This is a genomic window from Dyella sp. NPDC103356 (assembly GCF_055584465.1).
In genome coordinates, this window is record NZ_JBVJLZ010000001.1 from 385,163 (window position 1) to 409,962 (window position 24,800).

At 62.0% G+C, this 24,800-nt stretch carries 19 protein-coding genes and 2 tRNA genes; 5 read left to right on the forward strand and 16 right to left on the reverse strand.

The annotated features are described in order from the left end of the window. Nucleotides 1–195: 195 nt before the first annotated feature. From ACZ6WW_RS01690 to ACZ6WW_RS01705, 4 genes are all read right to left on the reverse strand, one after another. Nucleotides 196–3,294: an efflux RND transporter permease subunit gene (locus ACZ6WW_RS01690; RefSeq protein ID WP_465272698.1), complete on the reverse strand. Its 3,099-nt coding sequence runs from the start codon at nucleotides 3,292–3,294 to the stop codon at nucleotides 196–198. Then, complete coding sequence (locus tag ACZ6WW_RS01695) at nucleotides 3,294–4,385, reverse strand: efflux RND transporter periplasmic adaptor subunit (RefSeq protein ID WP_465272699.1); 1,092 nt, start codon at nucleotides 4,383–4,385, stop codon at nucleotides 3,294–3,296. Before ACZ6WW_RS01695 ends, ACZ6WW_RS01690 begins: the two co-directional genes overlap by 1 nt. Further along, complete coding sequence (locus ACZ6WW_RS01700) at nucleotides 4,378–5,619, reverse strand: TolC family protein (protein ID WP_465272700.1); 1,242 nt, start codon at nucleotides 5,617–5,619, stop codon at nucleotides 4,378–4,380. The genes ACZ6WW_RS01695 and ACZ6WW_RS01700 overlap by 8 nt, the downstream gene beginning before the upstream one ends. Before the next feature lie 67 nt (nucleotides 5,620–5,686). Continuing rightward, complete coding sequence (locus tag ACZ6WW_RS01705) at nucleotides 5,687–6,076, reverse strand: hypothetical protein (RefSeq protein ID WP_465272701.1); 390 nt, start codon at nucleotides 6,074–6,076, stop codon at nucleotides 5,687–5,689. Nucleotides 6,077–6,187: 111 nt separating this feature from the next. Between ACZ6WW_RS01705 and ACZ6WW_RS01710 the strand changes: the two genes are divergently transcribed. The 4 genes from ACZ6WW_RS01710 (at nucleotide 6,188) to ACZ6WW_RS01725 (ending at nucleotide 9,511) form a co-directional block, all read left to right on the forward strand. Then, entirely contained in the window at nucleotides 6,188–6,538 is a 351-nt protein-coding gene (locus ACZ6WW_RS01710) for a DUF3147 family protein (RefSeq protein ID WP_465272702.1), read from the forward strand. A 64-nt stretch (nucleotides 6,539–6,602) separates the two neighbouring features. After that, complete coding sequence (locus ACZ6WW_RS01715) at nucleotides 6,603–7,616, forward strand: aminoglycoside phosphotransferase family protein (protein WP_465272703.1); 1,014 nt, start codon at nucleotides 6,603–6,605, stop codon at nucleotides 7,614–7,616. Continuing rightward, nucleotides 7,613–8,329 carry an N-acetylmuramate alpha-1-phosphate uridylyltransferase MurU gene (gene murU / locus ACZ6WW_RS01720; RefSeq protein ID WP_465272704.1) on the forward strand — a complete coding sequence of 239 codons (717 nt, stop codon included), beginning with the start codon at nucleotides 7,613–7,615 and terminating at the stop codon, nucleotides 8,327–8,329. The genes ACZ6WW_RS01715 and murU overlap by 4 nt, the downstream gene beginning before the upstream one ends. 66 nt (nucleotides 8,330–8,395) lie before the next feature. Further along, the gene (locus tag ACZ6WW_RS01725) at nucleotides 8,396–9,511 is read left to right on the forward strand and encodes a sterol desaturase family protein (protein ID WP_465272705.1); all 1,116 of its coding nucleotides are present in this window, start codon (nucleotides 8,396–8,398) and stop codon (nucleotides 9,509–9,511) included. Between the two features lie 149 nt (nucleotides 9,512–9,660). Here ACZ6WW_RS01725 and ACZ6WW_RS01730 read toward each other — a convergent pair whose 3' ends face one another. The 4 genes from ACZ6WW_RS01730 to yajC form a co-directional block, all read right to left on the reverse strand. Further along, complete coding sequence (locus ACZ6WW_RS01730) at nucleotides 9,661–10,230, reverse strand: DUF4339 domain-containing protein (protein WP_465272706.1); 570 nt, start codon at nucleotides 10,228–10,230, stop codon at nucleotides 9,661–9,663. Between the two features lie 73 nt (nucleotides 10,231–10,303). Then, nucleotides 10,304–11,260 (reverse strand): protein translocase subunit SecF, encoded by a 957-nt coding sequence (gene secF / locus ACZ6WW_RS01735; protein ID WP_281852355.1) that lies wholly within the window; start codon nucleotides 11,258–11,260, stop codon nucleotides 10,304–10,306. Nucleotides 11,261–11,275: 15 nt separating this feature from the next. Beyond that, nucleotides 11,276–13,156, reverse strand: coding sequence for a protein translocase subunit SecD (gene secD, locus ACZ6WW_RS01740; protein WP_465272707.1), 1,881 nt, complete (start codon nucleotides 13,154–13,156; stop codon nucleotides 11,276–11,278). A gap of 86 nt (nucleotides 13,157–13,242) precedes the next feature. Continuing rightward, complete coding sequence (yajC, locus tag ACZ6WW_RS01745; RefSeq protein ID WP_281852353.1) at nucleotides 13,243–13,587, reverse strand: preprotein translocase subunit YajC; 345 nt, start codon at nucleotides 13,585–13,587, stop codon at nucleotides 13,243–13,245. A gap of 276 nt (nucleotides 13,588–13,863) precedes the next feature. On the opposite strand from yajC, the gene ACZ6WW_RS01750 reads away from it, so the two are divergent. After that, on the forward strand, nucleotides 13,864–15,303 hold the full coding sequence (locus tag ACZ6WW_RS01750) for a porin (RefSeq protein ID WP_465272708.1): 1,440 nt from the start codon (nucleotides 13,864–13,866) through the stop codon (nucleotides 15,301–15,303). A gap of 156 nt (nucleotides 15,304–15,459) precedes the next feature. Here ACZ6WW_RS01750 and tgt read toward each other — a convergent pair whose 3' ends face one another. The 8 genes from tgt to ACZ6WW_RS01790 all read right to left on the reverse strand — a co-directional run bounded on the left by tgt (nucleotide 15,460) and on the right by ACZ6WW_RS01790 (nucleotide 24,502). Then, on the reverse strand, nucleotides 15,460–16,593 hold the full coding sequence (tgt, locus tag ACZ6WW_RS01755; RefSeq protein WP_465272709.1) for a tRNA guanosine(34) transglycosylase Tgt: 1,134 nt from the start codon (nucleotides 16,591–16,593) through the stop codon (nucleotides 15,460–15,462). Between the two features lie 58 nt (nucleotides 16,594–16,651). Then, nucleotides 16,652–17,674, reverse strand: a complete 1,023-nt coding sequence (queA, locus tag ACZ6WW_RS01760; protein ID WP_465272710.1) for a tRNA preQ1(34) S-adenosylmethionine ribosyltransferase-isomerase QueA — start codon at nucleotides 17,672–17,674, stop codon at nucleotides 16,652–16,654. A gap of 101 nt (nucleotides 17,675–17,775) precedes the next feature. Next, entirely contained in the window at nucleotides 17,776–20,256 is a 2,481-nt protein-coding gene (locus ACZ6WW_RS01765) for a hypothetical protein (protein ID WP_465272711.1), read from the reverse strand. Nucleotides 20,257–20,293: 37 nt separating this feature from the next. After that, complete coding sequence (locus tag ACZ6WW_RS01770; RefSeq protein ID WP_465272712.1) at nucleotides 20,294–21,484, reverse strand: DUF3142 domain-containing protein; 1,191 nt, start codon at nucleotides 21,482–21,484, stop codon at nucleotides 20,294–20,296. 91 nt (nucleotides 21,485–21,575) lie between these two features. After that, nucleotides 21,576–22,796, reverse strand: coding sequence for an RtcB family protein (locus ACZ6WW_RS01775; protein ID WP_465272713.1), 1,221 nt, complete (start codon nucleotides 22,794–22,796; stop codon nucleotides 21,576–21,578). A 54-nt stretch (nucleotides 22,797–22,850) separates the two neighbouring features. Then, nucleotides 22,851–23,969, reverse strand: coding sequence for a slipin family protein (locus ACZ6WW_RS01780; protein WP_465272714.1), 1,119 nt, complete (start codon nucleotides 23,967–23,969; stop codon nucleotides 22,851–22,853). Nucleotides 23,970–24,362: 393 nt separating this feature from the next. Beyond that, a tRNA-Ile gene (locus ACZ6WW_RS01785) sits at nucleotides 24,363–24,429 on the reverse strand. A gap of 7 nt (nucleotides 24,430–24,436) precedes the next feature. After that, a tRNA-OTHER gene (locus tag ACZ6WW_RS01790) sits at nucleotides 24,437–24,502 on the reverse strand. Nucleotides 24,503–24,800 lie beyond the last annotated feature (298 nt).

A 24,800-nucleotide genomic window follows, 5' to 3' on the forward strand; every position in this document is an offset into this window, starting at 1 on the left:
CTCGGGAAGCCTCCCCTAGTCGTCATCCCGGCGCAGGCCGGGACCCAGTGACTTTGTGATTGATTGTTGCGAAAGCCAACAAGATTCCGCTCTATCGCGACAACCAGAAACCGAAGCCACTGGGTCCCGGCCTGCGCCGGGATGACGATCATAAAAACTGAGGCGATTCTAAGCCCTCCCTATCGGCCTTTCTTTTTAGCGTCGCGAGCGACGCTGCTCAATCCAGTCATACAACACCGGCAACAGCACCAGCGTCAGCAAGGTCGACGTGATCAAGCCACCCACCACTACCGTGGCCAGTGGTCGCTGAGTTTCCGCGCCTACTCCGCTGGACAACAACATCGGTACCAGGCCGAGAATCGCCACGCTGGCCGTCATCAGCACGGGGCGCAAGCGTAACGCCGTACCGCGCATCACCGCATCGCGCACGGACAGGCCTTTCGCACGCTGTTCGTTCAAGAAACTGATCAGCACGATGCCGTTCAACATCGCCACGCCGAATACGGCGATAAAACCGATCGCCGAGGGTACGGACAGATACTGCCCAGTCATGGCCAGTGCGACGATACCGCCGATCGTGGCAAAGGGTACATTGGCCAGAATCAAGGCCGCATACTTCACCGAGTTGAACGCGGTGTACAGCAGGATAAAGATAAAGAGGATCGTCGCCGGCACGATCAAGGCGAGTCGCTTCAAGGCGCGCTGCTGATTTTCGAACGCACCACCCCACTCCGTGTAGTAGCCGGTGGGAAGTTTTATCTTCTGCGCGATCGCCGCGTTCGCATCCCGCACGAAGCCGTCGATATCGCGACCGCGCACGTCCATCTGAATCACCGCATAGCGCTGCAACTGCTCACGTCGAATAAACGAGTAACCCTCGGCATCGTCGACCTCCGCCACTTGCGAGAGCTGCACGATCGCACCGCTGGCCGAGCGAATCGGAATACGCTCGATCGCACGCAACGACGCCTTGTCCGCATCATCGAGGCGTACGGCGATATCGAAACGCTTCACGCCGTCGATCAGACTGCTGATCGGCTCGCCGCCGATACCGTTCTTGACTACCGTGAGCACGTCGTCGGCGTTCAGGCCGTAGCGCGCCAAGGCGTCGCGGTCGACACGAATGCGGATCTGCGGCTTGCCGATATTGGCCTCCAGCGCCAGATCCGCGACACCGGGAATACCGGCCAGCACGTCCTTGAGCTGCGCACTCAGCCGATCGAGCTCGCCAAGGTCGTCGCCGTAAAGCTTCAGCGCCAGCGTGGCACGTACACCGGAGATAAGCTCCTCGATACGCATCTGAATCGGCTGGGTATAGCCGACCACCGCCGTGGGCAAGGCATCGCTCAACGTCTTCTGCATGTCCGCCTCGATGCTTTCGAGCGTCTGGCCCTTTCGCCATTGCGCCTTGGGCTTGAGCGGCGTGTAGACCTCCATGTAGTTCACGTCGGCGGTTTCACCCTTTTCCGCCCGGCCGATCATCGCCAGGGTAGTTTCCACCTCGGGAAACTTTTGCCGGATGCGTTCAGCGACACGCTTCGAAATATCGATCGACTCATCGAGCGATGCCGATGGAATCGACGTGATGCGCCACATGATCGCGCCCTCCTTCAAGTTCGGCATGAACTCCTTGCCGAGGAAGGGAAACAACGCCACGCTGCCGAGCAGAGCTGCACCCGCCATGGCCAGCACCCAGGTACGTCTGCGTAAGGACCAGGACAACACCGCCTCGTAGCGGCGCTTCAGGAAAGCCACCAAGCGTGTGTCCTTTTCCTCCTTGGGCTTGAGCACCAGAGCCGCCAGCACTGGGATCAACGTCAGCGCCAATAAGAGCGAGCCGGCCATCGCGAAGCTGATATTGAAGGCCATCGGCTTGAACATCTTGCCTTCCAGCCCCTGCAGGCCGAACAGCGGCAGGAACACCACGATGATGATCATGATCGCGAAGGCGATCGGGTTGGCTACTTCCCGCGCGGCCTCCAATACCGCAGCGCTACGGTTGACCGGCATGCCGCGAGACTTTTGCTCGGCCATGATGCGGAAGGCGTTCTCCACCATGACCACCGCACCGTCGACCATCATGCCGATACCGATCGCCAGGCCTGCCAACGACATCAGATTGGCCGACAGTCCCGCCATGTCCATGCAGATGAACGCGATCAACATCGCCAACGGCAACGCGACGACCACCACCAGCGCGCTGCGCCATTCGCCCAGAAACAGGAAAAGCACCAGCGCCACAAGGATCGAGCCCTCGATCAGTGCACGCACCGCGGTGCCCACGGCCTGGTTCACCAGCTCGGTGCGTTCGTAGACCGGCTTGATCCGTACACCGTCGGGCAAAGCCTGCTTGACCGTGTCCAGCTTGGCCTTGACCGCGTCGACGACGCTCTTGGCGTTTTCGCCGATCCGCGCCAGCGCCTGCCCCATGACAACCTCCTTGCCGTCGCGGGTTACCGCCCCCGTACGGGGCGCACCGGCTTCGACAATCGTCGCCACATCGCGCACGTAGACCGGCGTGCCGTCCTCAGTCTTGAGGACGATCTGGCCGAGGTCTGCTGCATTCCTGACCAGCCCGAGTCCCCGCACCAGATACTGCTCACGTCCGACATCGACAAAGTTGCCGCCGACCTGGGCATTGTTTGCCTGCAGCGCATCGATCACGTCCTTGAAGCCCAGCTTGTGCGCGATCAATTTCATTGGATCGATCCGCACCTGGTACTGCTTCTCCTGCCCACCCCACGATGTGACATCGTCGACGCCCGGTGCGGTGCGAAGCATCAACCGGATCGACCAGTCCTGCAGCGTACGCAGATCCATATCGCTGGGCGCTTGCGCCAGCGCGTCGTCGGCGCGCTCCACGGTGTACCAGAACACCTGTCCAAGCCCGGACGTATTGGGCCCCATCTCGGGCTTGCCGTAACCGGCAGGCAGGCGATCGCCGACTTGTTGCAGACGCTCGTTGACCAACTGACGCGCGAAATAGATGTCCATATCGTCGTCGAAGTACACCGCGACATACGACAGGCCGAACAGACTCACGGAGCGAATTTCCTGCACCTTGGGCAAGCCGGCGAGCGCCGACTCCACCGGCGTCGTCAACAGCGATTCCACATCTTCGGCGGCCAGACCGGCCGCTTCCGTGTAGATGTTGACCTGCACCGGCGTAACGTCAGGAAAAGCATCGATGGGCAACCGTCCAAGCGCGCGATAACCCAGAAAGCCGACTACCAGGAAAAGGATCAGCACCAGCACCTTGTAGCGAAGGGATACGTCGACAAGTCGCTGCAGCATCACTCTTCTCCCAGCTGCGAACGCAACATGCGCGCCTTGAGTACGAAGGCGCCTTTGCTCACGTAGGCCACACCAGGCTTCAGACCCTGCTTGATCTCCACCCAGCCGTCACGGCTTTCGCCGACGGCAACAGGCGCGGGTTCGAACCGACCTTCGCCTTTCATGACGAAGATCGTTGCCTGGTTTTGCACCATCACGATGGCATCGGCAGGCACCGCAACAGCCCTGCTTGGCGAACCGGTCGAAAGCCGTGCATCCACCAATTCGCCGGGATGCAGAAGGTCGCGGCTATTGTCGACCTGGATCCGAACAGGCACGGTACGCGTGCGCTCGTCGGTCTGATGCGCTCGCTGCACCACCTTGCCGGGCAAGCTCGTGCCGTGCACAAGAATCCGCGCACTTCCACCCGCACTGACGCTACCGGCATCGGCCGGCGACAACTGCGCCTCGACCCAGACCGAGTCCTCCTTCACCAGGGTGAACAAGGTTCGGCCGGGCTCGACCCGCTCGCCCACCAGAAACTGATCGGTGGTGATGCGGCCATCGGTCGGCGCAAGCAAGGCATAGCTGCCATCCGCACGCGCAGAGCCGGCGCGCAATACGCCGGCGATCTGCGCATCGGAGAGACCGTACGCACGCAGCTTGGCGCGCGCCTGATCGCGCTGAACCTTGACTTCGGTATAACGCCGCCCGGATACCGCCTGAGCCCCCAACGAGGCGACACGCTGCCAATCCTGCTCGGCGACGATCAGTGCCCCCTGCGTCTCGGCCACCTGCACGCTCGACAACATCACCAGTGGTTGCCCCGCCTTGACGACATCGCCCAGCCGGACCTTGCGCGCCAGCACCATCGAATCGATGCGTGGCGATACCAGCTCGGTCGAGTACGCATCGGCTTTGACTTCGCCGGGAGCCTTGAGCTCTTCGGTCAGTTCACGCACGGCGGCCCGATCGACGACGATGCCGGCATCGCTGATGGCTCGCGCATCGAGACTGAGCGGATGATCGGCCTCTTGCGCTATCAAGGGCGTGATGCCGAGCAGCACCATGACCAGCCAGGCCAGCCGGCTCTTCTTTAGAAAATTATTCATTGCCCGGTTCCTCGGCACGGCCGTCAACCCAATCGGTGAGACGACCGGCGGCGGAGAGATAGTCGAACCAGGCCTGCCAGACCTGGCTTTGCAATTCGAGCGCCGACAACGCGGTATCGATGCTCTGCTTGAGCTGCACGAGATAGTCGGAAGTACCGATTTCGCCGGCGCGCCAGAGCTTCTCCAGCAACGCGACGCGATCGGTGAATGCGGCGGCACGCCCTTGCCCGAAGGCATTTGCCGCACCGCGCAGCGCGTCGTAACGAGCCTGGCTTTCCTGTAAGGAGGCGCGAGTTGCCCACTGTCTTGCACGCACGCCCGCCGTAGCCGCATCGGCCTGTGCACGGGCAGCATCGATCTCGGCGCGTCCCGTATTGAGAATCGGCAAGGGAATCGACACGCTGATGCCAATCACCCGATCGTTCATCGGCCCCGCGCGCACCTGACCGCCGGTAAGACTGAGCGTCGGATCGGGCCGGCGTGCGCGCTGCGCCACCTGGATGCCTGCTTCGGCACTCGCCTGCATCGCCCGGGCCTGCAGCAACTCCGGCCGGCGATCGAGCGGCAGCGGCGTTACCGCCGCGGATGTGGGCGGCAGGTTCTGATCGAGAGCGACCGGTTGCGTGGGCGTTTCGCCAATAAGCGCCAGCAATGCAGCACGCGCTGAAGCCTCGTTGGCTTGTAACGTCGCCAGCTGGATTTGCGCTTCGCCGAGCGCAAGCGCGGCCAAATCCCGCTCCGGGCTGCTGATGTCGCCGATCTTCAGGCGTTGTGCGGCCAGAGTATCGAAACGCTGCATCAATGCGACGCGCCGTTGACCCAGTTCACGTTGTTGCTCGGCAAGCGTGGCCGCTGACCAGGCTTTCAACCAGCGCGCTGCCACATCCCTGCGCAAGAGGTCATAGCTCGCCTGGCTCACTGTCAGTTCTGCCAGCCCTTGTTCGGTGCGCGCTTTGCGCTTGCCCGAAATATCCAGGCTCAGGCTGATACCGGCGGTACGCCGATTGACGTCGGCGTTCTCCGCCTCGAAAGCCACGGAAGGGTTATAGAGCGGTTGAGCCGCAGCCCGTGCACGTGCGCTGGCTGCCTCGAGATCGGCACGTGCTGCCTGTACTTCGGGGTTGCTGTCCCATAGCGAATGGATGGCGTCCCGCAAGGACGGCGTAGTAGCGCTCGCTGCCATGGCATGCAGCAAGCAGGCGACCCCGATAAGGGTCGCTCGACAGATGGACATGAAACTTTCTCCTGAGAAACGGTCGAAAGCACGCCCTTGCATGAAGGGCGCGCAGGGGCGGACGTTCTCAGGCGATAGGCGGGCGCAGTTCGGTGCCCGTCATGGCGGGCACAAAGCCGGGCGATGTCACCGGCACATGAAAAGAAGCAGGCATCGCCTGCACCGACAGCGCCACGCTCATCGGTAGCGCGATCGAATGAGCGCAGGAGCAATGGCAACCGGCGCCTTCGCCCAACAAACAATCGTCGAGGCTGCCGGAGACAGCAGCCGAAGCATTATCCAGCACCAGCGCTGTCGTCCCCGTCGCGGCCATATCCGCGGCAAGCCGGGCATTCGGACCATCGGCGAGGCACAAGGTGCCGCTGGCAAGCTTGATCATCAGCACCGCCATCGCCAACAGCCACAGGCCGCGATGGCGGCGCAGGCGAGCTAGCAGGGGCAGTGATGCGCGGGACATGGGCACGCATGCTAAATGCCGGCCCGTGTGTTAGACAATTGCATCGTCGCATGACGTCCGCGTACCAGCCGTCATGCCATCCTCCACTGCACGCTTGCTGGCGGTATCCCCATGCCCTGGATCATCACCAAGTACCTGATTACGGCCGCTCTTGTCGTGGCCGTTTCCGAACTGGCCAAACGTAGCGATCGTCTGGGCGCCCTGCTCGCGTCGCTGCCGCTGGTGACCCTGCTGGCATTGACCTGGCTTTACGTCGAAAAACAGCCGACGGAGAAAATCGCCAATCACGCCTGGTATACCTTCTGGTATGTGGTGCCGACGCTCCCCATGTTTCTGGCGTTTCCACGCCTGTTGGCGCGTTTCGGCTTCTGGCCTGCACTGGGCTTCAGCGCATTGCTCACCATCGCGTGCTTCGGGGCCTTCGCGCTTGTGGTCCGTCCCTTTGGCATCAAGTTGCTTTGATCGGTTGCGTTTGCACCGCGCCGGTTCGGCGTTAAGCTCGACACACTTGATCTTGCGGGTTTTTATGAATCACCTCACCGACCGCGCCGATGTTCGCCTGGCCTGGGTACGCAGTGCACTGAACGATCCGAGTTTGCAACTGGAATCGGCATCGGCCGATGCGAGCTTTCGCAGCTATTGGCGCACCGAGCACCAGGGCAAGAGCTGGATCGTGATGGACTCGCCACCGGCGCAGGAAGACCCGCGTCCGTGGCTGGAAATCGGCGCAAAGCTGGCAGCGGCGGGTTTGCACGTTCCCGAGGTCTACGCACACGATCTCGACCTTGGCCTGCTGCTGATCGAAGACCTGGGTAACAGGCTGTACCTGCCTGCACTGGACGGTGCCAGCGTGGAAAGGCTCTATGGCGATGCCATGGATGCCATGCTGCGCATGCAATTGCACGCCGACGTCAGCGGCATGCAGCCCTACGACTACGCCTTCCTGAGTCGCGAACTGGAGATCATGCCGGAATGGTTTCTAGGCAAGCATCTTGGTCACCCGCCCGCAGGCGCCGACTGGGATGTGCTGGAAAACGCGTTCGCCGTGCTATTGCGCAATGCACTCGATCAGCCGCGCTGTTTCGTGCACCGCGACTTCCACAGCCGCAATCTGCTGATCGTCGAGCAAGGCGGCAATCCAGGCGTGATCGATTTTCAGGGCGCACTGGTCGGCCCGATCACCTACGACCTCGCCTCGCTGCTGCGCGATTGCTACATCGTGTGGGACCGCGAGCGTGTCGAAGGCTGGGTCGAGAACTATCGCATGCGTCTGCGCGAAGCACGCCTGATCGGCGATGACATCGACACCGACCATTTCCAGCGTTGGTTCGACCTGATCGGGCTGCAACGTCATATCAAGGTGCTCGGGCTGTTTTGCCGGCTGTGGTATCGCGACGGGAAACGCGGTTACCTCAATGACCTGCCGCGCGTTTACGACTACATCGTCGGTGTTGCCAGCCGTTATCACGAGCTCGCGGATTTCGCAGCACTGCTGCAGCGTCATGCGAGCGGGCGCGATCTGCGCGAGCCGATCGCATGAGACACGCGCTGATCTTTGCCGCGGGACTGGGCGAACGCATGCGTCCGCTCACTAATCGCACGCCCAAGCCGTTGTTGATGGCCGGCGGCAAACCGCTGATCGTGTGGCATCTGGAAAAACTCGCGGCTATCGACGTGCGCTATGTGGTGATCAATACCTCGCATCTGGCCGATCAGTTTCCCGACCTTCTCGGCGACGGCTCGCAGTGGGGGGTACGCATTCGCTATGCCTATGAAGGTGCCATCCCGCTGGAAACCGGCGGCGGCATGTTGAACGCCCTGCCCTTGCTTGGACCGGAGCCCTTTCTGGCGATCAACGGTGATATCTGGACCGACGCCGATTTCGCGACGCTACCGGCCGAGCCTGCCGGGCTGGCCCATCTGCTGATGGTCGACAATCCGGCGCACCATCCCGGGGGCGACTTCGCGATCGGCCCCGATGGGCAACTCGTCGACAGTGGCTCGCCACGCCTCACCTTCAGCGGGGTGGGGGTCTATCGGCCCGAGCTGCTGGCCAACTGGAGATCAGCGGTCGGTGAGACCGCTGAAAGCGCCGCGAAACCGCCCCGCTTCAAGCTTAGGCCGGTGCTCAGCGCCGCGATGACCGAGCACGCAGTCTCTGGCAGCCTCCATACCGGCGCCTGGACCGATGCCGGGACGCCTGAACGCCTGGCGACGCTCGACGCGGCACTGAACGCAACATCTCGCGAGTGATCGTTAGCGCCATGGCGGCGGTATGCTCGCGAGGGGTTGGCAGCCTCTTTTTTTGATGGTGTTCCGATGTCCGAGTTGTGGTCCCACCTGGTTACCTGGCTGAGCGTGCACGGGGTTATCCCGGTACTGAACTTCCTGCACCTGGCAGGCTTGGCCGGCGACCCCCATGACATTGCCGCTTCGCTGCTGATCGCGACGCTGCAGCTATGCATCATCGGCTTTATTTTCCGCCCGCTGGAAAGCATCGTGCCGGCCGAGCAATGGGCCGACCGCAAACTCACCCGCGTGGACTTCCAGTACACCGTGATGATGCTGGTGGGCATCTTCCCGCTCTTCAGTTTTCTGGTGCTCACACCGATCGCCAATTACTTCGGCGGCCCCGACACCGGCCCGAGCGATGCGAGCAGTTCGCCGTTGGCGATCACGCACTGGTTCCCGGTACTGAACCAGCATGCGCTGATGCTGTTCTTCGTCTACTACATCATCTACGACCTGGTGTACTACTGGATGCACCGCCTGCAGCACGCGCTGCCGTGGTGGTGGGCGCTGCACAGCATGCATCACAGCACACGGCAGATGAGCTGCTGGACCAACGATCGCGGCAGCCCGGTCGACGGTTTTATTCAGTCGATCATTCTGGCCGTGGTCGGCATCGTCATGGGCGTGGAGCCCGACCAGTTCGCCTGGCTGATGCTGTTTGGCGAGCTGGTGCAGAATTTCTCGCATGCCAACGTACGCATCGGTTTCGGCAGGGTCTTCGGCCGCATCTTCGTCGATCCGAAGTTCCATCGCCTGCATCACATGCTGGTCGATCCGGAGCGCCCCACCCTGCACAACTGCAATTACGGCCAGGTGTTCTCGATCTGGGACGTGATCTTCGGCACCGCGCTCTACGGCCTTGCGCCGCGTCCGACCGGCGTGGGCGATCCGCTGGTGGACAACGATAACGAACACGGCCTGATCGGCCTGCACTGGAATGCGCTCAAGCGTTTCTGGGGCGCGGTGCGCCGCCCGGCCGGTTGGAAGCTTGGCGAGGTGGCCTTTGGCGAAAGCTATCGGCCGATTCCTATCGCGGAGTGGGAAGCGCATGGGGTGGGGCACCATCCGCAAGAGGCGCACCGGCAAGATGCGGAAGAAGAGTTGCCGATGGGGAATGCGGAGTCGGCCTCGACGGTGGGATAAACCACTGCATCTCCTACTCGTCATTCCGGCGTAGGCCGGAATCCATTCCTCAACGTGGACGCTTGCTACATGCTGTCTGACAGGCGAGGACTGAGGGATGGATCCCGGCCTCCGCCGGGATGACGAGTAGGAAAGGCTTTTCGGAGTCCTTACGGCATCGTCTTGTAGAAAACAGCCGCAAAGAAAATCAGCACCGTAACGATACTAACGATCGCATAAGCCCATTGACGATCGATACGTGCCGCCCGCAGGAACAGATAGACCGGCGCGCCTAGAGCACCCAGCAGGATCGTCCAAAGGAAAGCCATCGACGGTTCGCGCCCCGACTCCTTGATCTGGTTGCGATCCCAGATCGACAGGCTCACATAGATCGCGAAGCCTATGAAACCGGTATAGGAAACGAAGGCCAGCGGAATCAGGAACAGTGGCGCTAACGCGATCGCCCAGGCGGGTGCCGCGCTGACCGGCTTCAACGTCCGCTGTAGTTCAGGCGCGTATTCGCTGGCCGAGGTGCTCGACGCATACGGGTTATTCAAGGCCGAGTCCGCGTCCTGCGCAAACTCCGTCTGTTCGGCCGATACCCAGTCGGGCGAACCCTCTTTCCACAACAATGTGCCACGGCGAATATGGCCCTCGCGAATCTTTTCGCGAATCACTGCCGCACTCACCGGACCGGCAGGCCTGTCGCCATCCTGGTAGTGCCAAGACGCTTCACTCATCCCTCTGTGCTCCTTGTCTTAGAAAAAAAAGAGCCCGGCATAACCGGGCTCTGCGTAACTATCGGTGCGACGCTTAGGGGCGACGCGCCAACTCTGGGTTCTCGCGGGTCTTGGGCATCAGGTCCTTCTTCGATACGCCGAGCCACAACAGGATCGGGCTGGCAACGAAGATCGAGGACAAGGTACCGACCACGATACCGATCAACATGGTGATCGCGAAGCCGTGCACCACCGGGCCGCCGAAGAAATACAGCGCGGCCATCGTGATACCGGTGAACAGCGAAGTGATGATGGTTCGCGACAGGGTGCTGTTGATCGAACGATTCAGCACTTCTTCCGGCTCGGCCTTGCGCGCCAGGCGGAACAGTTCGCGGATACGGTCGAACACCACCACCTTGTCGTTGATCGAGTAACCGACCACCGCCAGCACCGAGGCCAACACGGTCAGGTCAAACTCGCGTTGGGTCAGCGCGAAAATACCGACCGTGACCAGGGCGTCATGCACCTCGGTGATCAGCGCCGCGACGGCGAAGCGCCATTCGAAGCGGATCCACAGGTAAATCATGATGCCGGTGATCACCATGATCACCGCGATGATGCCGTCGCTGCGCAACTCGTCGCCGACCTGCGAACCGACATAGTCGCGGCTCTTGATCGAGGCATCCTGACGCGAGGCCTGCAGCGCGGGCGCTACGACCGACACCACCTTGTCCAGGTTGACCTTGCCCTTTTCGTCGAGCATGCCAGCAGTCGGCTGCAAGCGGATCGACACTTCGCGCGTGCCGCCCAGGCTGGTGACCGTCGGGTTTTCTACCCCGATCTTGTTCAGGGCCAGACGCACGTCGCTGATCGCCACGGGCTGCTGATAGTCGGCAACGATCGAAATACCGCCGGTGAAATCCAGGCCGTAGTTGAGGCCGCGCACGCCGATCAGCGCGACGGAGGCGATCATCAACAGGACGGCAATCCCGATCGAGAGCTTGCGGATGCCGAGGAAGTTGATGTTGCTATGGGGATTGAAAATTTCCATGAGTCCCTATGCCCCTTAGACCGACAAGGTCTTGAGCTTACGGTTACCGTGAATCAGCGCAGTGATCGCGTGGGTCAGGGTTACCGAGGTGAACATCGAGGTCAGGATACCGATCAGCAGCGTCACGCCGAAGCCCTTGATCGGACCCGAACCCATCGTCGTCAGCGCAAGCGCGGCGATAAGGTGAGTAACGTTGGCATCGAGAATCGTTGCCCACGCCTTGTCGTAACCGGCACGAATCGAGGCCAGCGGCGTCGAACCGTTGCGCAGTTCTTCGCGGATGCGTTCGCAGATCAGCACGTTGGCGTCGATCGCCATACCCAGTGTCAGCACGATACCTGCGATACCCGGCATGGTCAGGGTCACGCCGATCATCGACATCACCGCGATCAGGATCACCAGGTTGAAGAACAGCGCGATATCGGCGACTAGACCGAAAAGCTTGTAGTAGATCGCAGCGGCAAGCAGCACCAGGCCCAGACCGATCAACACGGCCTTGAGGCCCTTGTCGATGTTGTCCGCACCCAGGCTCGGGCCGATCACGCGCTCTTCGACGATGTCGACCGGCGCGGCCAGCGAACCGCCCTTCAGCAGCAGGGCGAGACCGGAGGCTTCCTTGGCGCCGTTGAGGCCGGTGGTCTGGAAGTTCTTGCCGAACGCGCCGTTGATCTTGGCGTCGTTGATCACCGAATAGGTGATCGTCGGCGTACGCACTTCCTTGCCGTCGACCATCTTGGTATCGACCACACGCTCGATATACACCACCGCCATCGGTTGATTGATGTTGTTGGTGGTGAAGTCCAGCATTTTCTTTGCGCCGGCGGAGTTGAGCGTCACCGATACGGCCGCCGAACCCGATTGCGAATCGAAAGACGACGAGGCATCGACCAGCTCGTCACCGGTGACGATCGCGCGCTTGGCTACCAGCACCGGCAGCTTGCTGTCGCGCATGTAGTACAGGTTGGCATCCGGCGGCACATTGCCGGTCTTGGCCGCATCTACCGCACGCGGATCGCCCGGGAAACCGATACTGGCGCGATATTCCAGCGTAGCGACCGCACCGATCAGCTTCTTCGCCTCGGCGGTATCCTGCACGCCGGCCAGCTCGACCACGATGCGGCTGTCGCCCTGCTGCTGGATGATCGGCTCGGATACGCCCAGCGCATTGATACGGTTGCGCAGCGTGCCCAGGTTCTGGCGAATGGTGTTCTGCGAGAGATCGCGCAGCTTTTCCGGCTTCATGCTGGCGTTGACCACGAAGCGGTCGCCGGTCGAAGGGCCATCCTTGACGTTGAGGTCCGGATACTCCGCAGCGATCGCATTCGATGCCGTGGTGCGGTCGTCAGCCGAACGCAGCACGATATTGATGCCCTGGCCGCGCGTTGCGCTGCGGGCTACCGAGTCGTAACGGATGTTCTTCTGGCGCAGCAGCGAACGGATGTCGTCGGCGTAGCTGGTTTCTTTCTTGTCCAGCACGCCGTCCTGGTCCACTTCCATCAGAAAGTGCACGCCGCCCTGCAAGTCCAGGCCCAGCGGCATGGCGTTCGCGCCGATCGAGCGGAACCACTTGGGCGCGCTCGACTCCAGGTTGAAGGCGATGGTGTAGTCGTCGCCCAGCACCGGACGAATCACATCGGCACCGGCCTTTTGCATATCGCCGTTGACGAAGCCCACCGTCAGGTGGTCGCCGGTGATGCTGATGTCCTTATAGGCCACCTTCTGCTGCGTCAGCGCGGCAGCGACTTTCTGCTGCAACGCCTGATCGACCGGCGCGTTGTGGTTCGCGGTGATCTGCACGGCCTGAATCGGCAGGAATACGTTCGGCAACGCATAGACGATGCCGAGTATCAGTACGATCACAACCAGCGCATATTTCCAGCGTGGAAAATCACTCATGCCTTGAATCCATAAAAGCCGCAGCACTCAGGCTGCGGCGGAAGCGTCATTGCACCGTAGTCGGTGGCGATAAGCTAAGCCGCTGCTTAGTCGGCCTTGAGTGCGCCCTTGGGCAACACCTGCGACACGGCCCCCTTCTGCACCTTGACCTTCACATTCGACGCGATCTCGACGGTAACAAACGTCTCCCCCACCTCGTCGATGCGGCCGGCGATGCCACCGTTCGTCACCACTTCGTCACCCTTGGAAAGGGCCGACAACAGCGCGCGATGCTCTTTCTGCCGCTTCATCTGCGGGCGGATCATGATGAAGTACATGACGCCGAACATCAGGATCATCAGGATCGGGAAGCTGAGCAGGCCACCCGGGCTCTGCGCGCCGGCAGCCGGAGCGGCAGCCTGGGCCAGCATGAAAGAGATCGGCAAATTCATCGTTATGTCTCGCAAGTTGCGGTGTCGGCGCGATTTTTTGCCGCCACCATGAAAAAGATCGCCGATTATGCCATGCGACCTGAACGCTTGCATGGCTGGTTATCGGCACCGGCCCGCGCTCGGAGCGGGCCTGTGACGCGGTTCAGTCCTGTCATAAAGCGGACATAGGCGGAATCTAAGGTTGGCGACCGAATCGCAAGATATTGCGATTCCCCCTACCCCACACCCAAAGACCCCGCAGCCGACCTGCTTTGCGGCCCGCCGCCAGGAAACCTTGTGAAGAAAAAAGCCCTCGCCTCGATTCTTTGGACCATGGGCGCCAATGCCATGGCGGAAACGGCCCCGACCGCGGCGATCGAGTTCTACGTCGATCGCAAGACCCAACAGATCTTCGCCGAGCCGGGCCCCGGCCGCGACAAGCTCGGCACCTTCGTCCGGGTTGAAGACAAGCAGTCGGCCGCCGCGGTTCCCCAGACAGCTCAAAACGCTTCCCCAGCAGACGGCAGGAAGCCGGCGACAACCGAGGACGTCGCCCCGGCCAAACCGGCCATCGCATCGGCCAAGCCCGCCAGCGCGGACAAGAAGTGGTACGACCGGATCAGCCTGCGCGGTTACGTCCAGATGCGTTACAACCATGAGCTCAGCGGCGATGCGGGTCTGCTGCGCTCACCCGGCGACCGCTTTATCGGCAGCAACCAGGGCTTCGGCATCCGCCGCGCGCGCGTCGTGCTGAGCGGCGACCTGAACGACTACGTCTCGCTGTACCTTCAACCGGATTTCGGCAGCACGCCGACCGGGTCGAGCACGTCCAACTTTGCCCAACTGCGCGACGCCTATGCCGATATCTACTTCGACGCGAGCAAGGAATGGCGCGTGCGCGCGGGCCAGTCCAAAGTCCCCTATGGCTGGGAAAACCTGCAGTCGAGCCAGAACCGCATCGCCCCGGACCGGGCCGACGCCCTGAACACCGGCGTGCGCGACGAGCGCGATATCGGGCTGTTCTTCTACTACACGCCCAAGCCGATCGCCGAACGCTTCAAATATCTGGTGCAGTCGGGCCTGAAGGGCTCGGGTGACTATGGCATCGTCGGCCTTGGCCTTTATAACGGCCAGGGCGCCAATCGTGCGGAGCAGAACAATAGCCTGCACACCGTGCTGCACCTGACCTACCCATTCAAGTTCGATAACGGGCAGTACCTGGAAGTCGGTGCGGACGCTTATTCGGGCCGTTTCAAGGTCGCCACACCCACCTCCATCACGGTCAACAACCAGACCTTCACGCCCAAGGACACTGCGCCATCCAACGGCGCACTCGATCAGCGTGTTGCCGCGCACGTCATCTATTACCCGCAGCCGTTCGGTTTCCAGGCGGAATGGACGGTAGGACGTGGACCGGAGCTGGATCTGAGTCAACGCAAGATTCGCACGCGATCGTTGCGCGGCGGGTATGTGCAGGCCATGTACAAGATGGATGGTTCGTATGGCTCGCTGATTCCCTACGTGAAATGGCAGACCTTTCGGGGTGCGTCGAAATTCGACACCAACTCGCCGAACTTCCTGCTCGACGAAACCGAGGTTGGCATGGAATGGCGGCCGTCATCGGCGCTGGAGATTGCCGTTGCTTACGCGAATATGCGTCGGAGCAATCTCACGGCTGCACCGTATGGGCGCGTGAAGGGAGATTTGTTGCGGATGCAATTGCAGATCAGTTATTGAGGATCGTTGAGCTTTTGCAGGGACGGAATCTGTACCCCCTATCCGTCGTCCCGGCGAAGGCCGGGACCCAGCGACTTACGCTCAAACTTGCTGAAGACACTGGGCCCCGGCCTTCGCCGGGGCGACGATGAGGACTGAGGTTATTCGAAGCGGAACTTACGCGACGCTCGAGTCGGTGCGTTGGCGCTGTGCATAGAACTCAGCGACAAAGCTCTCCAGCCGGGCATTGGCAATCGCATCACGCAAGCCCGCCATCAGCCGTTGGTAATGCCGCAGGTTATGCATCGTCGCCAACTGGCTGGCAAGGATTTCGTTGCAGCGGTCCAGATGACGCAGATAGGCGCGCGAGAAGCCGTTTGCGCAGGCGTAGCAATCGCAACCTTCTTCGATCACCCGCGTATCGGCGATGAACTTGGCATTGCGAATGCGCAGCGTCCCTTCAGCGGTAAACAGGAAGCCGTTGCGTGCATTGCGCGTGGGCATCACGCAATCGAACATATCGATACCGCGTCGCACGGCTTCGACGATGTCTTCGGGCCGCCCCACGCCCATCAGATAACGCGGCCGATCCTGCGGTAGCAGCGGCACGGTGAAATCCAACGTGTGGTTACGCTCTGCCTCGGTTTCGCCCACCGCGAGGCCACCGACGGCGTAACCGTCGAAACCGATCTGCACCAGACCTTCGGCGGAACGACGGCGCAGGTCTTCATACACGCTGCCTTGCACGATGCCGAACAGCGCATTGGGATTGTGCAGTTCATTGAAGCTGCGACGCGAACGCTCGGCCCAGCGCAGACTCAGCTCCATCGACGTTTGCGCCACCTGCTCCGTCGCCGGATAAGGAGTGCACTCGTCGAAGATCATCGCGATATCGGAGTTGAGCACCGTCTGAATCTTCATCGACACTTCGGGCGACAGGAACACCTTCGAGCCGTCGACCGGCGAAGCGAACGTCACGCCCTCTTCGGTGATTTTTCGCTTGTGCGCCAGCGAAAACACCTGAAAGCCGCCCGAATCGGTGAGGATCGGCTTGTCCCAGCCGATAAAGCGGTGCAGCCCGCCGAATTGCTCCACGACCTCCAGGCCGGGGCGCAAAAACAGGTGGAAGGTATTGCCCAGGATGATCTCGGCGCCGATATCGCGGATATCGCGCGGCGTCATGGCTTTGACCGAACCATAGGTACCCACCGGCATGAAAGCCGGGGTTTCCACGGTACCGTGATTGAGGGTGACACGGCCGCGGCGCGCCGCGCCGTCGGTGGCGGAGATGTCGAATTGCAGGGGGGTCATAAAGGTAATTATCGCGCGTTTGAGGGACTTTTGCCTCCTGGCCCTGCAACCCAGGCCTTTACCCCAAAATCAACATCGCATCCCCATACGAAAAAAACCGATACCCCCGCTCCACCGCATGCCGATACGAATCCAGCACAAATTCCCGTCCTGCCAGCGCCGATACCAGCATCAGCAAGGTCGACTGCGGTAAATGAAAGTTGGTCAGCAAGCCGTCGATGCTCGTAATGCAATAGCCGGGGAAAATAAAAATCTGCGTTTCGCCGGCAAAGGGATGCAGTTCGCCGTCGCGAGTCGCGCTTTCCAGCGCTCGCACGACCGTCGTACCCACCGCGATGACACGCCCGCCGGCGGCACGGGTACGACGAATCTGTTCGACCAGACTCGCCCCGACATTGAGCCACTCGCGGTGCATATGGTGATCTTTGATGTCGTCCGCACGCACCGGCTGAAACGTACCTGCGCCGACATGCAGGGTGACGTAACCGAAATCCACGCCCTGTTCGCGCAGGCTCGCCAGCATCGCTTCGTCGAAATGCAGCCCCGCGGTCGGCGCAGCGACCGCACCGGGCTCACGGGCAAAGACCGTCTGGTAGCGCTCCATATCGCTGGCATCGGCATGTCGCTCGATATACGGCGGCAGCGGCATTTCGCCCAGCTTCAACAGGAGCTTTTCCAGCGGCTCCGGCGACTCGAAGCGTAACTTGAAGAACGCGCCGTCACGGCCCAGCACGGTGGCATGGCTGCCATCGGCCAGCTCGATCTTGCCGCCTTCTCTTGGCTTTTTGCTGACGCCCAACTGCACCGTAGCTTCATGTGCACCGGTCACGCGTTCGATCAGGATTTCGACCGCCCCACCGGTGTCCTTGCGGCCGTAAAGGCGCGCGGGCAGCACGCGGGTGTCGTTGAAAACCAGCAAATCGCCGGGGCGCACGAACTGCGGCAGCTCCCGGAACATGCGGTCCTGCCGTGAACCGGCCTTGGGATCGAGGCATAGCAGGCGGCTGGCCGAGCGTTCAGGCAGCGGCGACTGGGCGATCAGTTCGGGCGGTAATTCGAAATCGAAATCGGACTTTTTCACGGTGATATCTGCGTCATTGAACACGCATTATCGCGCAAAGCGTGCCGGACACCGGCATGGCCCGGCAGGAACGGCTTCACCGTCCCCACCGGACCCGCGTTTTACCCGGCCTTGGCCGCGTTTTTCTTCTTGCGGCGGCGCGCGACCAGGAATGCCACGGCGCCCGACACCAGGAGCAAACCACCGATCTCGAGCGGCAGGTGGCGGCGGATAGCGTGTCTGACTGCACGAATCTGTTGGGCCCGCTTGAGCTTGCGCGCAGCATCGAAATCCGGGGCCGGGCAGCTCTGACCGAAGTCGTCCGCCCAATCCACATACGGCCCCTGCTTCACGTAGCGCGCGTACAACGCCTTGATACGTTTGCTGCGCTCGTCTTCCTGCTTTTCCGGCGAAGGCTGATCGCTATAGTCCGCGTAACCGTCACCCGGACCATCCATCATCCAACCGGTGGCCTTGCACAGGACGGCGGCGAAGGCCTGCGAACGCGGCGGCAGCAAGTCGGCGGCTTTAGATGCCTGGTCGACCGCTGCGTACCGATAGTGGAAACGCAGATCGGGCTTGGCCATGGAATCCTTGTAGCGCTGGCGTTCGCCGTCGGTGACGAACTTCTGTTCCATGCTCTTGGGCTCCTGACCGCTGCCGCCGGGGAAGGAACCGCCGTTGTCGGTAAAGTCGGGATTCTGCTCGAAGCCGAGGATTTCCATGCCGTTTTCACGCGCAATCGCCGCGGCGGCGTAACCGGCTTCGGCCTTGCCGATATCGGTCCAGTTGTGCTCGGCGTCGTGCAGATCCTTGGCGTATTCCTGTGCCTTGGCGCGCAGATCCACCTCACCGAAACGCGAATCGCCGCTGGCGGGAAAATAGTTGAATGCTTCGTCGTAACGTCCGGCGCGCATCAGGCGACGCGCCAGCAACCAGCGGAGATGATCGGCAACCGGTGCGGGGCTGTAGCCGCCCTCGTCCGGCTTTTTATCCTTGTCCTTGACGGGTGCGGGCGAGGCCGGCGCATGTGCATCGACAAAGGCTTTCAGTTCGTCGACAGTAAGCACGCGCTCGGCGACGTAGTGCATGTCGTTGCCATAACCGATGCCCGGGTCGTCGGGATTCATCTCATCGCCAACCTCGTTGCCGTCGCCGCCGACGCGATTGGCGGCATCGTAGAGATGGTTCATCGCTTCGAGATACTCGCCGCGTGCCAGGGCAAGCACACCTTGCTCACCCAGGATCAACTGCGTGTTGGCGGTTTCGATGGTGGCCTGCGGATCATCGGCTTTCGGGAAAGCCTTGGCGGCATCGGCATATGCAGCCGCTGCGGCGGCCAGATCGCCCTTCTGCAACGCCAGCTTGGCGCGCAACCAACTGCTCAGCGGGCCACTGGTTTTGGCCACCAGTTTCTCGGCTAGGTCGTACCGTCCCGCGCTGTAGCACAGCACTGCAAGACGGTCGGCGCCGGCGGCGGGCTCGCCACCTTTTGCCACGATCGCATCGACCAGATTCGTCAGGGCGTTATCGGGCTTGGCATCCGCCTTGTCGGCAGCCGGATCGTAGGACGAACTCGACCCGCCGCTCGACAGCGCGTAGACCACCATCAACCGTTGCGACAGCGGACCGTCGACGATACCCCCGGTCAGGTCGCCACTTTGCAGGACGGTAAAGGCGATCTGCTGCAGCGAGCGCACGGCATTGTCCGAACCGTGTCCGGCCTGTGCCGCATACAGGGCGATGGCATGCTTTAGATCCGCCGGTGCGACGCTCTTGGCACAATCGTTGGCATTGTAGAAATCGCCCCAGCTGCACAAGGTCTTGCCGCTGTAGAGATAGAGCTGCCCCTGTTCGCCAAAACTGGCTACGCCCAATCCCTGCGTATCGGATGCGCCCGCAACGGCGCGCGTACGCGCCAGCTCGAAGGCCTTTGCCGCCGCATCGCGCTCGCGCTTGAATGCGGCCGCGTCGCCCGCTTGCGATAGCGCGCGCAAGGCATGAATGCGGCCGAGCATGTAGGCCGCCCACACCGAGCGCAGCCTGGCTTGCTCGGGCGGCAAGGCAACGACCTTTTCAAAACTCGCCACGGCTTTGTCCAGCAAGGCCGGATCGGCACCGATGCAGCGACGCGGCTGATCATTGGGGTCTTCGCTGCTGGCGCCATACGGATCTGTCTCGGCGTTCGCGTCCTTGTCCTGCGGCGCATTGCAGCTATCCATGGCCTTGCCGAACTGTTTGGCGCCGAGGGTGTACAGGCGCACGTCCTCGGGCAGATCCTTGCCCACGGCATAGGCCGAATCATCGTCGTCGAGCTTTTTCATCGCCTCGACATCGGCCTGCTGCGCAGCCGTCAGGCCCAGGTCGGGCGCGACCTTCTTGTTGTCGGCATAGATGGACGTATCGGCCTCGACCGGCTTGAGCTGGTCGGTGGCCGGCAGCAGCCGTGCCGCTTCGAAAGCGAAGCTGTTAACGGGCGCCGCCTTGAGCGTCGCGGTGCGATTGTCCAGTAGCTGGTTGGGAAACATCGGACCGCAGGCCCAGGCCACGGCGCCTGCCAGGCCAACGATACCGCAGGCCACGATCGCTTTACGTTTGAACATGGATAACTACCCTGTCATGCAACTCAATGGAAGAAACTCACGCCTGGATGTCGATCCTGGGATCGGGACCCGCGCAACGCGCCCAGCCCACGGCGCGTTCGCGATGTGCATGCAGCCAGCCGTCTTGCCGGCGCTGCAGACGCAATCCGTTTCGATCAGAAACCAATACGTAGCCGTTGATGCCATCGGCCAGCTTGCAGTCGGCCGGGAGGCTGAGCGCGGATGGCAACGACACATCCACGTCGCCGTCATTGCTCAATAGGATATCTACCGCCCCTGCCGTCGCCGCTGGCCGTGCCCGCACCGACAAGCGTGAGGATAGCGGCAAACCACGCATGACGGCATGCCAGGTCGACAGGCTCCAGGCCCGCGTATCGTCGCCAGTCGGCAGACGAAACCAGACCAGTCCGACCAGATGTTCCGGCGGCCGCTTTTTCATCGCCATGACGAACCCGGCCACGGCCTCGGGCGAGGCGGCAAGTTCGCTGAAGGACACGCCGCCGGCCAGATTCGGCACCTCGCTTTCCACCCCCAGCTGACGCCCGTCCGCATCGAAGCTGACGCGGCTGGCATAGGTGGGCAAGGCGATCCGGAAGGGCTTGTGGGTGCGCGTGGAAAAACGCTGGGCCCAGTCGGTAGCCAAGGCGGCATCGAACAGGCCGGCATGCGGAGACTGCACCGCATGAACTTGCAGCACGGCTTCGTCGACCTGCGCCAGCAAGCCGTCCAGCGCCGGCGACTCCAGCCACGCCGGGAGCGCCGTCATGGACAACGGCAAGTCGCCGAGGCCAGCCTTCAGACGGCCAAGGAAATGGGCATACGCCGGCAGTCTTGCCGTGCCGCAGTCGTGATCGATCTCGATACCCGCGATCGGGCTGCCTTGCCAGCTTTGGCGCAACGCCAGGATCTGCGCCAGCAAGGCATTCTCGTCCCATTGCGCCAGTTGGCCGTCGATGCGAACGACCAGGATGACTGGCCGCCCCGACGCCGCCAACGCAGCACGATCGGCCGAGAAGCTGCGCAGCCGGCCTTGTGCATCGGTCTGTGCCGCCAGCACGCGCCAGTCGCGCACATCCGCCGCCGACTGCCGCATCGCATCGACTAACTGTGGCGTCCATTGTCGCTGCCAGATATAGGCATCGTTTTCGAGCACGGCAGGTGCACGGCCGCAAGCCGCAAGGGCTACCCAGCATGCGCACAGCAGAGCCCGCATCGAACGGTGCAACATGGCAATCCCGCAACGCGCCGGTCAGGCGCTGAAGGCGGCATGGTAAAGCAAAAAAAAGCGCCGCCTCGAACGAGACGGCGCAGTGGGATCTTCATCCCTTGACGCACAACACCTGACGCAAGGTATGCACGACCTCCACCAGGTCGCTCTGCGCCGCCATGACGGCATCGATCGACTTATAGGCGGCCGGCGATTCATCGATCACCGCCGCGTCCTTGCGGCATTCGACGTGCGCCGTGGCTTCGCGGTGCTGCGCCAGGGTGATGTTCTGACGCGCCGCGGTACGGCTCATCACACGGCCAGCACCGTGACTGCAGCTATGGAAGCTTTCCGGGTTGCCCTTGCCACGCACGATGTAACTGCGCGTGCCCATGCTGCCCGGAATGATCCCCAGCTCGCCTTCGCGTGCGCTGACCGCGCCCTTGCGCGTTACCAGCAAGGACTCGTCATAGTGCGTTTCACGCTGCACATAGTTGTGATGGCAGTTGACCGCCATCTTCGCCAACTGGAACTTGGGCAGGCGGTGACGCATTTCGCCCAGCACGCGCTCCAGCATCGCCTCACGATTGTGCCGCGCATAGTCCTGCGCCCAGGAGACCGCTTCGACATAGTCGTCGAACAGTTCCTCTCCCTCCATGAAGAAGGCGAGGTCCTGGTCCGGCAGATGAAAGCCCAGCACACGATGCGCCAGTTCCTGTCTGGCACGTTCGATAAAGTAGGTGCCCATCAGGTTGCCGGTGCCGCGCGAGCCCGAGTGAAGCATCACCCACACCGCATCCGACTCGTCGAGGCAGATTTCGATGAAGTGATTGCCGCCGCCGAGTGTGCCAAGCTGACGCTCGATCTTGTCGGCACGGATGCGGCGATGCTTGGCCTTGATCGCCGCCAGGCGATCACCGAGGCCAGACTGCACCAGTCGCGTGGTGATGCTGTCGGGCATGCGCCCATGCTCGCCGCCGCGCCCGTTGCCGACCGGCACGCCACGCTCGATCGACGAACGCAACTGCGCCAGACTATCGGGCAAGTCGCTCGCCTTCAACGTGGTACGCACCGCGGCCATGCCGCAGCCGATATCGACGCCGACCGCGGCCGGAATGATCGCTCCGCGCGTCGGCAGCACCGACCCCACGGTCGCGCCCTTGCCCAGATGCACGTCAGGCATCGCGGCAATCCACGGCCCCACGAACGGCAACCCGGACAGGTTCTGCAATTGTCGTTGTGCCTGCTCTTCGAGCGGCACGCCGTTCACCCAACCCTTGATCGGGATACGGCCGCCTTCGGCGTGCAGCAGTTGATAGTTCTGTTCGCTCATACATCGTTCCTTGAAAGGACCGTGCTGCCGACTCCCTTCGGCAACGACGGCTTGTTACGACTTCAACCCGATCACCTGGTTCAATACGCCGTCGAGGCCGCCGAACACGGTGAACTTGTCGATCTTTTCGGTGGCCTTCTCCAAGGCCTCCAACTCCTTCAGGCGCATCAACACCGGGCTACCCTCGATCAGCTTGGCGGTGTTGAGCAACGAACGCGTGGCGTTGGCCTCCTCGCGACGGCGGATCACGTTGGCTTGCGCCGCCTTCTCCGCCTGCACCACGCTGTTCAGGATGTCCTTCATCTCGCCCGGCAGGATCACGTCCTTGACGCCGACACCCAACACTTCCAGGCCCAGCTCGGTCACGCGGCCACGCACGTACGCGAAGATATCCGCGTCCAGCGAAGCCTTGTCGCCGAGCAATTCATCCAGCGACTTGGCCGATATCGCCTTACGCAAGCCGTACTGCAACTCGCGGTACAGGTAGTCCAGATACTTCGCCACCCGCGTACGCGCTGCAATCGGGTCGGTCACGCGCATGCTCGCGGCCAGGTTGACGCGCAGGCTGACCTTGTCGCGCGTCAACAGCTCCTGACCCGATACCTCCAGCGACTGCACGCGCAAGTCGATGACCTCCGTAGCGACGTTCTTGCGAAAGTTCCAGAATGCGTACGCACCCGGCGCGAGCACGTTCTGCAGCTTGCCGTCGATAAACAACAGGCCAGCCGACTCCTCCGGCACCTCTACCACCACCGCGACCTTGCTCAAGACACCAAGCTGGCGCAAGCGATTGGCCACGTCGGCGCGAATGTCCAGGCTCTGGGCCATCGACACCGCCTCGACCGTCACCGGCACCAGCGCCTTCCAGTACAGCTTGCGCGTGCCCGGTGCGAGGATGTCTTCGAGCTTGCCGTGCTTGAACACCAGGCCGACCTCGTCGGTCCCGATATCCGCGACAAGAAAGGCACTGGCAAACAGGCCGCTTGCCATCAGGGTCTCGGCGTCCGTGCCTGTGTACTCGGCACGGGTCACGTTGTGGGTCACCACCTCGATCCGCTTGAACGGGTCAAAAAAGCGGTACACGCCCGGTGAAAGGCCGCGCTCGGCACGACGGTTGCGATACAGCAAACCGCGCTCGCCGTCGCCGATCACGATTTGCTTGGTCCAGAACATGGTTATCTCCTTTTTATTCTGGTGGATAAGGCCCGCAGATTTAATCCGTGGCGCGCCCGGGCCATGGCGCACCATTTATTCAAGGCAATAAAAATCCATGCGATGCGCCACAATAAAAAGCGTCTATCGCCGTGTTTTAAAATAAGGTGGAAACGCCTCTAGACGTGAATATCGCGGAGCGGCTGCGCTTTTATCGATGCGGTGAAAGAGTTGGCGTCGCTTATGAATCGCTGGCGACGTCGCCCCCTCACCGGAGCGACGCAAGGGCAGCTGCCCGGCATTACCCTCGCTGCGAAACGGTGCAACGCCTTCCTGGCATCGAACCACCACCTCGCACGAGGCGTTTCCTGGTATGGGGCTTTCGCCCCTTTGTCATGACGTGAAAGGTCATGTTCCGGAGTGGGAATCGAACCCACGACACTCGAATTATCAGTTCGATGCTCTAACCATTTGAGCTTTCCAGTGATGACGTGCCGGACTCGAACCGGCCTCCTGCGGTTTCCCGCCGCTCTATCCAACTGAGCTAACGTCTTGGCGAGAACATCTCGTGCAAACCGCGGCATACGCTGACGGCAGAGCCGCGCGCACCGGCTGGGCAACAAGCCCAGGCCATAGCGATTCGTCGTGTTATGCCCTCTTATTGCCGACTGTCGCCAATCGGCAATTCTTTGGCTTGAATCGTCCCCGCGCCACTCGCACCGAAGCATCAAGGTGCAGCGCACATGCGCCTGTTGCAGCCGCGCCCCTGCCACGGCTGCGTCCTGCAACCGGATGCTTCAGAGCGAGATATTGTCTCGGGACCTATTCAGCAAAACTGTTCGATGCATGCGC

Coding starts and splice junctions, on each gene's coding strand:
- ACZ6WW_RS01690 (WP_465272698.1), bottom strand. CDS start 3,294: ATGCTGCAGCGACTTGTCGACGTATCCCTTCGCTACAAGGTGCTGGTG.
- ACZ6WW_RS01695 (WP_465272699.1), bottom strand. CDS start 4,385: ATGAATAATTTTCTAAAGAAGAGCCGGCTGGCCTGGCTGGTCATGGTG.
- ACZ6WW_RS01700 (WP_465272700.1), bottom strand. CDS start 5,619: ATGTCCATCTGTCGAGCGACCCTTATCGGGGTCGCCTGCTTGCTGCAT.
- ACZ6WW_RS01705 (WP_465272701.1), bottom strand. CDS start 6,076: ATGTCCCGCGCATCACTGCCCCTGCTAGCTCGCCTGCGCCGCCATCGC.
- ACZ6WW_RS01710 (WP_465272702.1), top strand. CDS start 6,188: ATGCCCTGGATCATCACCAAGTACCTGATTACGGCCGCTCTTGTCGTG.
- ACZ6WW_RS01715 (WP_465272703.1), top strand. CDS start 6,603: ATGAATCACCTCACCGACCGCGCCGATGTTCGCCTGGCCTGGGTACGC.
- murU (WP_465272704.1), top strand. CDS start 7,613: ATGAGACACGCGCTGATCTTTGCCGCGGGACTGGGCGAACGCATGCGT.
- ACZ6WW_RS01725 (WP_465272705.1), top strand. CDS start 8,396: ATGTCCGAGTTGTGGTCCCACCTGGTTACCTGGCTGAGCGTGCACGGG.
- ACZ6WW_RS01730 (WP_465272706.1), bottom strand. CDS start 10,230: ATGAGTGAAGCGTCTTGGCACTACCAGGATGGCGACAGGCCTGCCGGT.
- secF (WP_281852355.1), bottom strand. CDS start 11,260: ATGGAAATTTTCAATCCCCATAGCAACATCAACTTCCTCGGCATCCGC.
- secD (WP_465272707.1), bottom strand. CDS start 13,156: ATGAGTGATTTTCCACGCTGGAAATATGCGCTGGTTGTGATCGTACTG.
- yajC (WP_281852353.1), bottom strand. CDS start 13,587: ATGAATTTGCCGATCTCTTTCATGCTGGCCCAGGCTGCCGCTCCGGCT.
- tgt (WP_465272709.1), bottom strand. CDS start 16,593: ATGACCCCCCTGCAATTCGACATCTCCGCCACCGACGGCGCGGCGCGC.
- ACZ6WW_RS01765 (WP_465272711.1), bottom strand. CDS start 20,256: ATGTTCAAACGTAAAGCGATCGTGGCCTGCGGTATCGTTGGCCTGGCA.
- ACZ6WW_RS01770 (WP_465272712.1), bottom strand. CDS start 21,484: ATGTTGCACCGTTCGATGCGGGCTCTGCTGTGCGCATGCTGGGTAGCC.
- ACZ6WW_RS01775 (WP_465272713.1), bottom strand. CDS start 22,796: ATGAGCGAACAGAACTATCAACTGCTGCACGCCGAAGGCGGCCGTATC.
- ACZ6WW_RS01780 (WP_465272714.1), bottom strand. CDS start 23,969: ATGTTCTGGACCAAGCAAATCGTGATCGGCGACGGCGAGCGCGGTTTG.